This window comes from Verminephrobacter aporrectodeae subsp. tuberculatae (genome assembly GCF_026127385.1).
GTDB classification, from domain to species: domain Bacteria; phylum Pseudomonadota; class Gammaproteobacteria; order Burkholderiales; family Burkholderiaceae_C; genus Acidovorax; species Acidovorax aporrectodeae.
Genome location: NZ_QZCX01000003.1, coordinates 1,320,071 through 1,334,847, shown reverse-complemented (window position 1 = coordinate 1,334,847; position 14,777 = coordinate 1,320,071). Strand labels below are relative to the sequence as shown.

Annotated in this window: 11 protein-coding genes and 1 pseudogene; 11 read left to right on the top strand and 1 reads right to left on the bottom strand. The window is 64.8% G+C overall.

Translation table 11 applies throughout. From position 1 onward, the window contains the following. Window positions 1-5: 5 nt before the first annotated feature. Entirely contained in the window at window positions 6-1,724 is a 1,719-nt protein-coding gene (locus D5041_RS21040; RefSeq protein WP_265285674.1) for a ShlB/FhaC/HecB family hemolysin secretion/activation protein, read from the bottom strand. A gap of 348 nt (window positions 1,725-2,072) precedes the next feature. On the opposite strand from D5041_RS21040, the pseudogene D5041_RS21035 reads away from it, so the two are divergent. The 11 genes and pseudogenes from D5041_RS21035 to lepB form a co-directional block, all read left to right on the top strand. Then, window positions 2,073-2,213: pseudogene (locus D5041_RS21035) on the top strand (DUF4172 domain-containing protein); the annotation flags it as partial. A 452-nt stretch (window positions 2,214-2,665) separates the two neighbouring features. After that, complete coding sequence (locus D5041_RS21030) at window positions 2,666-4,090, top strand: ABC transporter substrate-binding protein (protein WP_265285779.1); 1,425 nt, start codon at window positions 2,666-2,668, stop codon at window positions 4,088-4,090. Window positions 4,091-4,140: 50 nt separating this feature from the next. Next, window positions 4,141-5,754 (top strand): ABC transporter substrate-binding protein, encoded by a 1,614-nt coding sequence (locus tag D5041_RS21025; protein ID WP_265285673.1) that lies wholly within the window; start codon window positions 4,141-4,143, stop codon window positions 5,752-5,754. A 14-nt stretch (window positions 5,755-5,768) separates the two neighbouring features. Further along, window positions 5,769-6,872 carry an ABC transporter permease gene (locus D5041_RS21020; RefSeq protein ID WP_265285672.1) on the top strand — a complete coding sequence of 368 codons (1,104 nt, stop codon included), beginning with the start codon at window positions 5,769-5,771 and terminating at the stop codon, window positions 6,870-6,872. Then, window positions 6,869-7,795 carry an ABC transporter permease gene (locus tag D5041_RS21015; protein ID WP_265259306.1) on the top strand — a complete coding sequence of 309 codons (927 nt, stop codon included), beginning with the start codon at window positions 6,869-6,871 and terminating at the stop codon, window positions 7,793-7,795. The genes D5041_RS21020 and D5041_RS21015 overlap by 4 nt, the downstream gene beginning before the upstream one ends. After that, a complete protein-coding gene (locus tag D5041_RS21010; RefSeq protein ID WP_265285671.1) occupies window positions 7,792-8,640 on the top strand; it encodes an ABC transporter ATP-binding protein in 849 nt (282 codons plus the stop codon). Before D5041_RS21015 ends, D5041_RS21010 begins: the two co-directional genes overlap by 4 nt. Further along, window positions 8,637-9,395, top strand: a complete 759-nt coding sequence (locus tag D5041_RS21005; protein ID WP_265259305.1) for an ABC transporter ATP-binding protein — start codon at window positions 8,637-8,639, stop codon at window positions 9,393-9,395. Before D5041_RS21010 ends, D5041_RS21005 begins: the two co-directional genes overlap by 4 nt. 25 nt (window positions 9,396-9,420) lie before the next feature. After that, window positions 9,421-10,386 (top strand): dipeptidase, encoded by a 966-nt coding sequence (locus tag D5041_RS21000; protein ID WP_010102942.1) that lies wholly within the window; start codon window positions 9,421-9,423, stop codon window positions 10,384-10,386. 128 nt (window positions 10,387-10,514) lie between these two features. After that, window positions 10,515-11,558: a biotin synthase BioB gene (bioB, locus tag D5041_RS20995; protein WP_010102946.1), complete on the top strand. Its 1,044-nt coding sequence runs from the start codon at window positions 10,515-10,517 to the stop codon at window positions 11,556-11,558. A gap of 410 nt (window positions 11,559-11,968) precedes the next feature. Continuing rightward, window positions 11,969-13,777 carry a translation elongation factor 4 gene (gene lepA, locus D5041_RS20990; RefSeq protein ID WP_010102948.1) on the top strand — a complete coding sequence of 603 codons (1,809 nt, stop codon included), beginning with the start codon at window positions 11,969-11,971 and terminating at the stop codon, window positions 13,775-13,777. Further along, window positions 13,777-14,751, top strand: a complete 975-nt coding sequence (lepB, locus tag D5041_RS20985; protein WP_265285778.1) for a signal peptidase I — start codon at window positions 13,777-13,779, stop codon at window positions 14,749-14,751. The genes lepA and lepB overlap by 1 nt, the downstream gene beginning before the upstream one ends. The last annotated feature ends 26 nt before the right edge of the window (window positions 14,752-14,777 follow it).

The window sequence follows — 14,777 nt, the reverse complement described above, 5'->3', positions numbered from 1 at the left end:
GGTCCTCAACGGGAAGCGGACAGGCGGAAGCTGTATCGGGTGCCTTCCCGTTTCAGCGCGGAGGGCATATGGACGGCGCGTGCTGCGAAGACGTCGAGATTCAGGGTCTTCCACTGAAGCGCGGTGCCCAGCGTGGCGCCCGACAGCGAACCCGAGGGGACACCGGCGGCGCGGTTGCTCACGCGGCCCGCGTCGAGGCCCGCGTAGGTGCGGACCGACAGCGGCGCGCCCTGGATCGTCGCCACCGTCCCGGGGATGGAGAGTTCGTTGCGCAGGTAGAAACCGTTGTCGCCGCTGAGTACGCTGTCGAGGAAACCGCGCACCGAAGAATTCCCGCCGATCAGAATCTGCTGCGCGCCATAGAGCGTGTCATAGGCATGCTGACCGCTGAATTGGCTGGACCACTGAAAGACACGACCGGCGATGTCCAAGCCGCGCGAGAAGCCGAGATCAAGCGCCAACTTGCGAAACTGTGCGTGTGGCAGGTCATCGGGCCGATCGTCGGCGTCGCGCAGCGCGCCGAAGTTCGTCAGGCCCTCTACATAGCTGAATCGGGCATTCAGGATGCCGCCGCCGACCTGGGTGAAGGCGCTGGCTGCCCAGTCGAGCGTACTCAGGGTGCGGCTGCTGACTTGCAGATACTCGCCGCCGAGCCAGTTGCGCGTGGATTGCGTGCCGAGCCGGGCGGACAGCGAGATGCGGCTCGCCTGGTCGCGGTACACCACCCGGTCGGCCGTCAGGCTCTTGCTGACGGTGCGGCCTTCCGAGACAAGGCTCAGCCCGCTCGGCGGGTGCAGCACGTTGGTATAGCCGCTCTGGCTGGTGTCGAGACTGAAGGTGTTGTAGCCAAAGGGCAATACGGCGCGCAGACCGATCGAGTCGGAGTTGTGCTCCCGTCGCTTCGGCAGCACCGATTGGCGTTTGGTGATCGAGAGCAATTCATTCAGACCCAGCACGCTGTCAAAGGAGACCGTGGCCGAGGCGGGAAAGACACCGGTGGCCCGCGTGCCCGAATTGTCGAGCGAGACATAAGCGTGTACGGGAAAAGCAGCCGGGTTCTCGACCCCCACCACGGTCTGACCGGGCTCGCTGCCGGGGCGCAGATCAAGCTTGGCGTTGTTGGTGCTCAGACTATTGATCTGGTTGATACCTTGCTCAAGGTCGCGCAGATTGAGCAGGTCACCAAGATTGACCGGAAAGGCACCGCGAATCCATTGGGCGCTGTCTCTGCCGCCAGTCAGTTCGAAGCGCTCGATCCGGCCTTCGACCACCGTCACCTCGAGTATGCCGCTGCGCAGATCCTGTGCGGGCAGGTAGGCGCGGGTAGTGATGTATCCACGGTCGATGTAGCTCTTGGTCACCGCGGCCAAGATGCCCTCGAGTTCGGGTCCGCCCAGGCAACGGCCGGCATTGCTCTTCTCAATATCGTGCTGGAGATCGCTTGGAAGATGTTGCGTGTCGCCGCCAAAGCGAATCTCGCGAATCTCCCGGCACGGTGCACCGAGCTCAGGCACCGACACCTGCGGCTTCAGATCCTGCAGGTCGGTGCCACCCGGTGGGGGCCGTGCCCGCATGGTCCGGTCCTGTTCCTCGCGCAGTTGGTCTTGTTGCTGGCGCTCAATAATCTGGTTTTGGCGGTCGATAGCCGCGGGGGGAGTTTGCGCCCGTGCATGCGTTGCGAATCCGAAGATTACACCGATCAAGATTACCAGGAACGAGATCAAAATAATGCCCTATATAGAGTTTCGTCGTCCGCGCAGGCGTGCGTATCCCCTGAATCGTGGGGGTTTTGAAGAGATTTATCTTCCAGGCGAATTTGTGCAGGACTACTGTTCGTTTCTATCTGGCGATAATCAATTTATTTCTGATTGTGCGGTCGCCGTGTGACAGCGTCATTACGCTGCCCGGCATGAGGCGTTTTGCATAAATCCTGGGCCATATGGCGCGCGGGCGTCTCCGTGCGCGTGCCGTCGCACCGTCATGTGGAAGGCCCCTCCTTGGGAGCCATGCGCCTCAAAGGACGCAAGCTCTGCAACCCCCACGCCTGCGGCGAATGTCTTCATAATCTCCGCATGAAATGCGGAGATTGCACCTGCATCTGGCAGGCCACCGACTGGCCAAGTTGGCGTTTCGATCTGGCAGCCTTGGCCCCGTCGTTGGCCGAGGTCAGTCGCGCCCAGGGGGTGTTGATGGGGCGGCTGGCGGACGTTGGCAAGTCAGGGGCGGGTGGGCGCAGCACCGGGTACGAGTTGAACGGCGAAGAGCCCCCATGGAGCGGCCCTTTCCTCGGGACCGAAGGTAATTACTGATACGACGGACGGGCCCGCAGCCATAGGATGCAGATACCTTGCGCGAATCCAGGGGGCGGAACTTGGGCGGAATGCAGGCATGATTCATGCGTGTAACCATTCCAAGTTCTGCGGTGTCTTGCAGCACCAAACCGTATCCACACTATCTGCACAGCAAGGAATCGCTCTTGAAATACCTGCTCTCTCCCCCCAACCCCCGTTTGCTCTGCGCCAGCGCCCTGCTGGCCCTGCTGGTTTGCCAGGGAACGCCCGCGCTGGCGGCCACGCCCAAGGACACGCTGGTGATTGCCCTTGGGGTGGACGACGTCATCACGCTGGATCCGGCCGAGGCCTTTGAGACGACCACGGGCGAGATCATGGGCAACACCTACGACCGGCTGGTGCGCCTGGATGTCAAGGACCCGACCCAGCTGGTCGCTGACGTGGCCACGTCCTGGACGGTGTCGCCCGATGGCAGGACCTACACCTTTGAACTCAGAAGCGGGCTGAAATTTGCCTCGGGCAATGCGCTCATGGCCGAAGACGTGGCCTATTCGCTGCACCGCGCCGTGGTGCTGGACAAGGCCCCCGCATTCATCCTCACGCAGTTCGGCTTCAACAAGGACAACGTGAAGGACAGGATCAGGGCCACCGGTCCGCTGACGCTGACACTGGAAACCGACAAGCCCTACGCGCCCAGCTTCTTCCTCAACTGCCTGACGGCCAACGTGGGCGCGATCGTGGACAGGAAACTGCTGCTGTCCAAGGAGCAGAACGGCGACTGGGGTTACGCCTGGCTCAAGACCCACTACGCCGGCTCCGGCCCCATGAAGCTGCGCGAGTGGCGCGCGAATGAAATCGTCGCGCTGGAGCGCAACGACGGCCATTACGGTGAAAAACCCAAGCTGGCGCGCGTGATCTACCGCCATGTGAAGGAGTCGGCAACGCAGCGCCTGCTGCTGGAAAAAGGCGATATCGACATTGCCCGCAACCTGAGCCCGCAGGACATTGCCGCGCTCTCGGCCAACAAGGACGTGAAGCTCACGTCCGCCCCCAAGGCCACGGTCTACTACATCAGCCTGAACCAGAAAAACGCCACCCTGGCCAAGCCCGAGGTGCGCGAGGCCCTCAAATGGCTGATCGACTACGCGGCCATCAGCGACACGCTGATCAAGAACATCGGCGTGAATCACCAGAATTTCCTGCCCATGGGCCTGTTGGGGGCGAGCAAGGAGAACCCCTACAAGCTCGACGTCGAAAAGGCCCGGGCCCTGCTGGCCAAGGCCGGTGTGCCCGACGGTTTCAAGGTGACGATCGATGCGCGTTCCATGCAGCCGGAGCAGGGAATCGTCGAGGCCTTCCAGCAAACCGCCAAGCGCGCCGGCGTCGAGGTCGAAATCATCTTGGGCGACGGCAAGCAGGTGCTGACCCGATACCGCGCCCGCAACCACGACATGTTCATCGGCCCGTGGAGCATCGACTACTGGGATCCGCACTCGAACGCCGACGCCTTCACGCGCAACCCCGACAACGCCGATGACGCCAAGCTCAAGTCGCTGGCCTGGCGCAATGCCTGGGCCATTCCCGAGCTGACCAAAAAGTCCGACGCCGCCGTGCTCGAGCGCGATGCCGAAAAGCGCAAGACCATGTACGAGGAATTGCAGGCCGAATTCCGCAAAACCAGCCCCTTCATCATGCTCTACCAGAAGATCGAAGTGGCCGCGCTGCGTCGCAACGTGGACGGCCTGCAACTGGGCCCTTCGTTTGACACCACCTATATGTTCAAAGTATCCAAGCGGTGATCCGTTTGCCATCCGGCAGTGCCCTGCATCTGCACAACCAGGAAGCGATTTTGAAATACCTGCCCTCTCCCGCGCGCCCCCGTTTGCTCTGCGCGAGCGCCCTGCTGGCCCTGCTGGTTTGCCAGGGAACGGCCACGCTGGCAGCCACGCCCAAGGACACGCTGGTGATTGCGCGCGGGGTGGACGACATCATCACGCTGGATCCGGCCGAGACCTTTGAGGTGAGTACGGGCGAGATCATGGGCAACATCTACGACCGGCTGGTGCGCCTGGATCTCAAGGACCCGACGAAGCTCGTCGCTGACGTGGCCAAGTCCTGGACGGTGTCGCCCGACGGCAGGACCTACGCGTTTGAACTCAGAAGCGGGCTGAAATTTCCCTCGGGCAATGCGCTCACGGCCGAGGACGTGGCCTACTCGCTGCACCGCGTCGTGGTGCTGGACAAGACCCCCGCGTTCATCCTCACGCAGTTCGGTTTCACCAAGGACAACGTGAGGGACAGGATCAAGTCCACCGGCCCGCTGTCGCTGACACTGGAAACCGACAAGCCTTACGCGCCCAGCTTCTTCCTCAACTGCCTGACGGCCAACGTGGGCGCGATCGTGGACAGGAAACTGCTGCTGTCCAAGGAGCAGAACGGCGACTGGGGTTACGCCTGGCTCAAGACCCACTACGCCGGCTCCGGCCCCATGAAGCTGCGCGAGTGGCGCGCGAACGAAATCGTCGCGCTGGAGCGCAACGACGGCCATTACGGTGAAAAACCCAAGCTGGCGCGCGTGATCTACCGCCATGTGAAGGAGTCGGCAACGCAGCGCCTGCTGCTGGAAAAAGGCGATATCGACGTCGCCCGCAACCTGAGCCCGCAGGACATTGCCGCGCTCTCGGCGAACCAGGACGTGAAGCTCACGTCCGCCCCCAAGGCCACGGTCTACTACATCAGCCTGAACCAGAAAAACGCCACCCTGGCCAAGCCCGAGGTGCGCGAGGCCTTCAAATGGCTGATCGACTACGCGGCCATCGGCGACACGCTGATCAAGAACATCGGCGTGAATCACCAGAACTTCCTGCCCATGGGCCTGTTGGGGGCCAGCAAGGAGAACCCCTACAAGCTCGACGTCGAAAAGGCCCGGGCCCTGCTGGCCAAGGCCGGTGTGCCCAAGGGTTTCAAGGTGACGATAGACACACGCACCATCGAGCCGGAGCAGGGAATCGTCGAGGCCTTCCAGCAAACCGCCCGGCGCGCCGGCGTCGAGATCGAAATCATTCCGGGCGACGGCAAGCAGGTGCTCACCCGGTACCGCGCCCGCAAACACGATATGTTCCTCAGCCCGTGGGGCGTGGACTACTGGGATCCGCACTCGAACGCCGACGCCTTCGCGCGCAATCTCGACAACGCCGACGATGCCAAGTTCAAGTCGCTGGCCTGGCGCAATGCCTGGGCCATTCCCGAGTTGAGCAAAAAGACCGACGCCGCCGTGCTCGAGCGCGATGCCGAAAAGCGCAAGGCCATGTACGAGGAGTTGCAGGCCGAATTCCGCAGAACCAGCCCCTTCATCGTGCTCTACCAGCAGATCGAAGTGGCCGCGCTGCGCAGCAACGTGGACGGCCTGCAACTGGGTCCTTCGTTTGACACCACCTATATGTTCAAAGTATCCAAGCGGTGACGGCGGCTTTGGCAATGCCTGCCCCCCTGACCGTCGGCCAAGACCCTGTGGGCTTGGTGCCAGCGCAGCAGGCCGCCGCGCGCCCGGCGGGCCGGCGGCTGTGGAATGCCCTGGGGTCTGCGTGGCGTTTCCTGGTGGCGATTGTGCTCACGTACCTGGGCCTGCTCGCGGTCACGTTCTTCATTGGCCGGGTGATCCCGGTCGATCCGGTGTTGGCCGTGGTGGGCGACAGGGCGCCCGCGCACGTCATCGAACGGACGCGCGAAGAGATGGGCCTGGACAAGCCGTTGCCGCAGCAGTTCTATCTTTATTTGGGCAAGGTGCTGCAGGGCGACTTTGGCACCTCGGTGCTGACCTCCAACCCGGTGATGCAGGACATGCGCCGCGCCTTCCCGGCCACGCTGGAACTGGCCAGCCTGGGAATCCTGATCGGCGTCGGGCTGGGCGTGCCGCTGGGCGTGTGGGCGGCGGTGCGGCGTGGCCGGCTGGTGGACCAGGTGGTGCGGGTCATCGGCCTGGTGGGGTATTCGGTGCCGATTTTCTGGCTTGGCCTGATGGCCCTGCTGGTGTTTTATGCGCGGCTCGGCTGGGTGGCCGGGCCGGGCCGCATCGACATCGTGTACGAATACACGCTGGTGTCGGTGACCGGCCTGTTGCTGCTCGACACCGCGCTCGCGGGCGAATGGCAGGCCTTTGCCAACGCGCTGTCGCATCTGATCCTGCCGGCCTCGCTGCTGGGTTATTTTTCGCTGGCCTACATCAGCCGCATGACCCGCTCCTTCATGCTCCATGAACTGGCCCAGGAGTACGTGGTGACCGCCCGCGCCAAGGGCCTGTCGCAGGCCCGCATCATTTGGTGCCATGCGCTGCGCAATGCCATGGTGCCGCTGGTGACGGTGATTGCGCTGTCCTACGCCGGTCTGCTGGAAGGCTCGGTGCTGACCGAAACCGTGTTTTCCTGGCCGGGCCTGGGGCTGTACATCACCCACTCGCTGCAAAACGCCGACATGAATGCGGTGCTCGGCGGGACCACCGTCGTCGGTGCGATTTTTGTCGGCCTGAACCTGCTGTCCGACCTGCTCTACAAACTGCTGGACCCGAGGACACGCGCGCGATGAACGACACCATGCCTGCCCGGCGGGAGACCTTGCACGATTGGCTGATGTCGGACCGGCCGCTGTCGCGCCGACAGGCGTCGCTCGGGCGCGCGTACAACGGCTGCCGCATTTTCTTGCGCAACCGCCTGGCCTTGCTCGGGCTGCTGATCGTGCTCGCGCTCATCGTGCTGGCCCTTGCGGCCGACCTGTTGGCGCCTTATTCGGCCTACACCGGCGACCTGCGCAGCACGCGCCTGCTGCCGCCGTCCTGGGCGCACTGGTTTGGCACCGACGACCAGGGCCGCGACATTTTGTCGCGCACCATCCACGGCTCGCGCATCACGCTGCTCATGGTGGTGCTGGTCGCCGTGCTGGCCGCGCCCATCGGACTGGTGGTGGGCACGGTGGCGGGCTACGCGGGCGGTCTGGTGGACGCCGCGCTGATGCGCATCACGGATATTTTTCTGGCGTTTCCGCGCCTCATCCTGGCGCTGGCCTTCGTGGCCGCTCTGGGGCCGGGAATCGGGAACGCGGTGATTGCCATTGCCATGACCTCCTGGCCGCCCTATGCGCGGCTGGCCCGCGCCGAGACGCTGACGATACGCCAGGCCGACTATATTGCCGCGGTCCGATTGCTGGGCGCGTCGCCCTGGCGCATCGTGCTCAGGCACATCATGCCGCTGTGCGTTTCGTCGGTGCTCGTGCGCGTCACGCTGGACATGGCCGGAATCATCCTCACGGCCGCGGGCCTGGGTTTTCTGGGTCTTGGCGCGCAGCCGCCCATGCCCGAGTGGGGCGCCATGATCGCCAATGGCCGGCTGTACGTGCTCGACCAGTGGTGGGTCGCGGCGGCGCCGGGCGCGGCGATCTTCATGGTCAGCCTGGCCTTCAATTTTCTGGGCGACGGCCTGCGCGACGCGCTCGACCCCAAGGCCAGCAGATGACCGGCGCCGTGCCCCCTCTTTTGGTGGTGGACGATCTGCGCGTGGCCTTTCCCGGGCGCGACGGCGGCGTGACGCAGGCCGTACGCGGCGTGTCCTTCACGCTGGGTCGCGAACGCCTGGGGATCGTGGGCGAGTCGGGGTCGGGCAAATCCCAGACCGGCCGCGCGATCGTCGGCCTCACGGCGCCAGAGGGCCGCGTCAGCGCCAAACGGCTGGAATTCAGCGGCGTGGACCTGCTCCATTGCCCGCCCCGGCAGCGGCGCGCGCTGCGCGGCGGGCGCATCGCCATGGTGCTGCAAGACCCGAAGTTCTCGCTCAACCCGGTGATGACCATTGGTGCGCAGATTGTCGAGACGCTGCGCGCGCACAGCCGGGTTTCGGCCCGCGAGGCCAGGGCGCGCGCGCTCGCGGCCCTGGAATCGGTGCGCATCGACGACCCCGCCCGCGTCTACGCGCTGTACCCGCACGAAGTCTCGGGAGGCATGGGCCAGCGCGCCATGATTGCCATGATGCTGATTGCCGACCCCGACCTGCTGATTGCCGACGAACCGACTTCTGCGCTCGACGTCACGGTGCAACTGCAGCTGCTGTCCATCCTGGACGCGCTGGTGACCGAGCGCGGCATGGGCCTGATCCTGGTGTCGCACGATTTGCGGCTGGTGTCTTCGTTTTGCGACCGCATCCTGGTGATGTACGCCGGCCGCGTGCTCGAAGAGCTGCCCGCCGGCGGGCTGGCCCATGCCCGGCACCCTTACACGCGCGGCCTGATGGCCTGCCTGCCGCAGTTGGGCGCGTCCACGCACCCGCTGGCCACGCTTGAGCGCCAGCCGGAGTGGGCGCTATGAACGTCCAGCGCGCGCCAAGCCTCGACGTCAGCCAGCTGCGCGTTGTCTACGACGGCTTCGTCGCGGTGGCCGGCGCGACATTTCGCGTCGAGCCCGGGGAGAGTTTTGGCATCGTGGGCGAATCGGGTTCCGGCAAATCGACGGTGCTGCGCGCCATCTGCGGGCTGGCACCCCGGGCCTCGGGCACGGTGCGGCTCGGCGGCGATGCTGGCGCAGCAAACGGCAAGACCTTTCGCCGACGGGTGCAAATGGTGTTTCAGGACCCCTATGCCTCGCTGCACCCGCGGCAGACGGTAGACCGCATCCTGGCCGAGCCGCTGGCCATCCACGGCGTCACCGGTGCCGAGGCACGCATTCAACGGGCGCTGGACGAGGTCGGTCTCGGCACCGGGTTCCGCTTTCGCTACCCGCACCAGCTGTCGGGCGGGCAAAGGCAGCGCGTTGCGATTGCCCGGGCGCTGATTCTGGAGCCACAGATTTTGCTGCTCGACGAGCCCACCTCGGCGCTCGACGCCTCGGTGCAGGCCGAGGTGCTGAACCTGCTGGAAGCACTGCGCCGCCGCCGCGGTCTGGGCTTCGTCATGGTCAGCCACGACCTGGCGGTGGTCACCCACCTGTGCGAGCGCCTCATGGTCATGCAGCGCGGCCAGACGGTGGAGTTGCTCTCGGCCGCCGACCTGGCCAGCGGCCGTGTCAGCCAACCCTACACCGCAAGCCTGATGCGGGCATCGGCCGGCTTTCAGCGCACGGTTTGATTTCTGCCGGACGGAGCACAAGTCCATGACGATTCACTGGGAAGCCCACGCCTGCCTGCCGCTGCACCCGCGGGCGGATTTCTCGCCGCTCGACAGCCTGCGCGCCGCCGGCGTGCACTACGTTTCGGTGAACGTCGGAATGGACATGAATCCGGTCGCGCAGATCCTGTCCGTGCTCGCGGGCTTTCGCGCGCGCATCGCGGCGCGGCCCGAGCGCTTGCGGCTGGTGGCCAGCGTCGCGGAAATCCGCGCAGCCGCTGCCGCCGGCGTGCTCGCCGTGGGTTTTGACCTGGAAGGCGCGCTGCCGCTGCTGGAGCAGCCCGACATGGTGGCGCTGTACCGCGACCTGGGTGTGCGCCAGATCCACTTTGCCTACAACCGCAACAACAGCGTGGCCGACGGCTGCCACGACGCGCAGCGCGGCCTCACGCCGCTGGGGCGGCGCATGGTCAGGGCCGTGAACGAGGCCGGCCTGCTGATGGACTGCGCGCACACCGGCAGGCGTTGCAGCCTGGACATCATGGCGGCGTCCGCCAAACCCGTGGTCTTCAGCCACGCGAACCCGCTGGCGTTGGTGGAACATGGCCGCAACGTCAGCGACGAGCAGATTCGCGCCTGCGCCGCCACCGGCGGCGTGGTCTGCATCTCCGGCGTCTCGGCCTTTCTCGGTACCCGCACACCGGGCGCGGGCGACGTGGCGCGCCATGCGGCGCACGTGGCGAACCTCGTCGGTGCGCAGCACGTGGGCATCGGGCTGGACATCGGCTTTCGCCAGAACGAGCTCAACGACGACCCGCCGGGCGATCACGACCCCGACTACTGGTGGCCCAGGGCAGCGGGTTACAACCGCGCCGTCGAGCGCATGCGCTACACGCCGGTGGAAACCTGGCAGGTCTTGTCTGGCGCGCTGCAGGAAGTCGGCATGAGCGCCGCCGAAGCGGCCGCGGTCATGGGCGGCAATATGCTGCGCGTGGCGGGGCAGGTCTGGTAGCCGCCCATCATGCACCCGCCCCCTGCGCGTGGGCGATCTTTGGGTGGACAATCGCTCCCCGGACGCCCCCCGCCAGCGCGCGCCGCAACGCCTTGGCGGATGCAACACTTTGAAGGAAACCGATCACCATGTCTTCCACGCTGGCCCCCGCCACCGCACAAACCGTGCAACTGCATCGCCGCGCCGCTGCACCCGCGGCGCCAGGTCCCTGGTCGGTGGCCGCCGTTCAGGCCTTGCTGGACCAGCCCCTGCTGGACTTGCTCCATGAAGCGCAGACCGTGCACCGCCGGCATTGGCCGGCAGGCGACATCGAACTGGCCACGCTGCTGTCGGTCAAAACCGGCGGCTGCCCCGAGAACTGCGGCTACTGCCCGCAGGCGGCCGGGTTCGACACCGGCGTCAGGGCCGAGAAGCTCATGGAGCCGGACGCCGTGCTGCGCGCCGCCCAGGCCGCCAAGGACGCTGGCGCCACGCGCTTCTGCATGGGCGCCGCCTGGCGCGCACCGAAGGACCGCGACATCGAAAAGGTCAGCGCCCTGATCGGCGCCGTCAAGGGCCTGGGCCTGCAAACCTGCGCCACGCTGGGCATGCTCGAAGCGCACCAGGCGCGGGCGCTCAGGGACGCGGGGCTGGACTACTACAACCACAACCTGGATACCGCCCCTGAATACTACGGCGACGTGGTCAGCACCCGGGCCTACCAGGATCGGCTGGACACGCTGCAGCATGTGCGCGATGCGGGACTCAGCGTGTGCTGCGGCGGCATCGTCGGCATGGGCGAGGCGCCGGTGCACCGCGCGGGCCTGATCGCGCAGTTGGCGAACCTGCAACCCTACCCCGAGTCCGTGCCCATCAACAGCCTGGTGCGCGTGCCCGGCACGCCGCTGGCCGACAGCGAGCCCATCGACCCCTTCGACTTCGTGCGCATCATCGCCGTGGCCCGGATCACCATGCCCCGGGCCCGCGTGCGCCTGTCCGCCGGCCGCCAGCAGCTGGGCGAAGCCGTGCAGGCGCTGTGCTTTCTGGCTGGCGCGAACTCGATCTTCTACGGCGACAAACTGTTGGTGACCGGCAACCCCGACGTGGACGCCGACCAGCGCCTCCTGGCCAAGCTGGGCCTGAACGGCCAGCGCCCGTCCGCCCCCGGCGCGGCGCCTGCCGGCCGCGCATGATGCGCAGGCAGGCAATGGCCGGGTGGGCCGCTTTTTGCTCTTCGGAACACCATCCATCGGATTCAATAGAATGCGAGGCTTCGTTCAACGCTTATCTGCATATCAAGGGGCGCGGGGTTCACGATGCGGGATATTCTGACGCCATGCACACGCGATCCACAGCCCACCCCCAAGTTGTCCCGGGTTTCCACCCGTAAACTGTGAATAAATTGTGCATAAATTCCTGTTGCCCCCTGGCAACTTCCTCTGGATCCGCTGGCTCAGGCTTTTCCCGGCGCCCTTTTTGTCTACAATGAAGACCCAGCTATCGCAGTTGCCAATGATTGTTGGTTCAGGGCGCGTCGTCATTTGACGCGCCCTTTTTTCTTGTGAGCCACTGTGCCAATTCAATCACTTGCCGCTTCCCGTTGATGAATCACATCAGAAATTTCTCCATCATTGCGCACATCGACCATGGCAAGTCAACGCTTGCCGACCGCTTGATTCAGCGCTGCGGAGGGCTCGCCGACCGCGAGATGGAGGCCCAGGTCCTGGACTCGATGGACATCGAAAAAGAGCGGGGGATAACCATCAAGGCGCAGACCGCTGCGTTGCAGTACCAGGCCCGGGACGGGCAGGTCTATCACCTGAATCTGATCGACACGCCGGGGCACGTGGACTTTTCGTACGAAGTGAGCCGTTCCCTGTCGGCGTGCGAGGGCGCATTGCTCGTGGTGGATGCCTCGCAGGGCGTGGAGGCACAGACCGTCGCCAACTGCTACACGGCATTGGACCTGGGGGTCGAGGTGCTCGCCGTGCTCAACAAGATGGATCTGCCGCAGGCGGATCCCGAGAATGCAAAGGCCGAGATCGAGGACGTGATCGGCATCGACGCGGGCGATGCCATTCCTTGCTCCGCCAAGACCGGCATGGGGATCGACGACATCCTGGAGGCCATCGTCGCCAAGGTGCCCGCGCCCCGTGGCAGGCCGCAGGCGCCTTTGCGCGCCATGATCATCGACAGCTGGTTTGACAGCTACGTCGGCGTCGTGATGCTCGTGCGGGTGGTGGACGGCCGTTTGCTCAAGGGCGAGCGCATCAAGCTGATGGCCAGCGGCGCGGTGTACGAGGCCGACAACCTGGGGGTGTTCACCCCCGCGAACGCGCCGCGCGACGTGCTCGACGCCGGTCAGGTGGGCTACGTCATCGCGGGCATCAAGGAACTGCAGGCCGCGCGGGTCGGCGACACGATCACGCTGGAGAAGAAACTGCCGAACAACGCCGGCCCTGCGGCGCAAGCGTTGCCCGGATTCAAGAAAATCCAGCCGCAGGTCTTTGCCGGGCTCTACCCCACCGAGGCCAGCGAATACGACGCGCTGCGCGATGCACTGGAGAAGCTCAAGCTCAACGACGCCTCGCTGCACTACGAGCCGGAAGTGAGCCAGGCGCTCGGCTTCGGTTTCCGCTGCGGCTTCCTGGGCCTGCTGCATATGGAAATCGTGCAGGAACGCCTGGAGCGCGAGTTCGACCAGAACCTGATCACGACCGCCCCCAGCGTGGTCTATCAAGTGCTCAAGGGCGACGGTGAAACCATCATGGTCGAGAACCCCTCCAAAATGCCCGACCAGGGGCGGGTGGAGGAAATACGCGAGCCCATCGTGACGGTGCATCTGTACATGCCGCAGGACTGCGTCGGCCCGGTGATGACCTTGGCGAATCAAAAGCGCGGCGTGCAGATCAATATGGCGTACCACGGTCGCCAGGTGATGCTCACGTATGAGATGCCGCTCGGCGAGATCGTGCTCGACTTCTTCGACCGGCTCAAGTCGGTATCGCGCGGCTATGCGTCCATGGACTACGAGTTCAAGGAGTACCGCTGTTCCGACGTGGTGAAGGTCGACATTTTGCTCAATGGCGACAAGGTGGACGCGCTGTCCATCATCGTGCACCGCTCGCAGTCGCAGTACCGCGGCCGCGCCGTGGTCGCCAAGATGCGGGAAATCATCAGCCGCCAGATGTACGACGTGGCCATACAGGCGGCCATTGGCGCGAACATCATTGCGCGCGAAACCATCAAGGCCTTGCGCAAGAACGTGCTGGCAAAATGCTACGGGGGCGACATCACGCGCAAGCGCAAGCTTCTCGAGAAGCAGAAAGCCGGCAAGAAACGCATGAAACAGATCGGATCGGTTGAAGTCCCCCAGGAGGCGTTCCTGGCCATTTTGCAGGTACAAGATTGATGCGCTTCATGGAAATTTTCACATCCCTGGTTCTGGTCGCGTTTGCCGGTTATGCGGGGGCCTGGTATTTTGGCTCCATAGAAGGCAATTTTGCTTTGCTGCTGTTTTTTGCCACCGTGGTCACGGGCGCGTACTGGCTGGCAGAGCGGTTTTATTTTCTGCTGCGCCGGCGCCGCGCGGCACAGGCCATCGAGGACGGGGCGCTGCAGCGCCGCGCAGAACTCGATCGCCTGGGCATCCGGCAAGTCGATGGGGACGTGCAGGAAGCCAAGGCCCGGATTCTCATGCAGCCCTGGTGGCTGGACTGGACGGCGGGCCTGTTTCCCGTGATCGCCACGGTGTTCTTTCTGCGCTCGTTCCTTTTCGAGCCGTTCAAGATTCCCTCCGGCTCCATGATTCCGACCCTGCAGGCGGGCGACCTGATCCTGGTGAACAAGTTCACCTACGGCGTGCGCCTGCCGGTGATCCACACCCGGATCATCGAGGGCAACCCGCCTGCGCGTGGCGACGTGATGGTGTTCCGCTATCCACCGCAACCGAGCGTGGATTACATCAAGCGGGTCGTGGGGGTCCCCGGGGACGAGGTGGCCTACTTCGACAAGCGCCTCACGGTCAACGGCCAGGCCATCGAGACGAAGGCGCTGCCCGACTTCCTGGAGGAAGACTCGATGCGCTACTTCAAGCAGTTTGAAGAGACCTTGGGAGAGCGCTCCCATCGCCTGCTGCAAAATCCCGACGTGCCCGCCTTCGTGCAGGGCGCGAGCAACTTCGCTTACCGTGAAAACTGCCGCTACAGCGTCGAAGGTGTCGTGTGCAAGGTTCCGCCAGGGCATTACTTCATGATGGGCGACAACCGGGACAACTCGCTGGACTCGCGCTTCTGGGGCTTTGTGCCCGAGGGCAATATCGTCGGCAAGGCATTCTTCGTCTGGATGAATTTTGGTAATCTCGGACGCATCGGCGCATTTCATTGAGAACGGGGAGGTGGGTCATGGAGGTC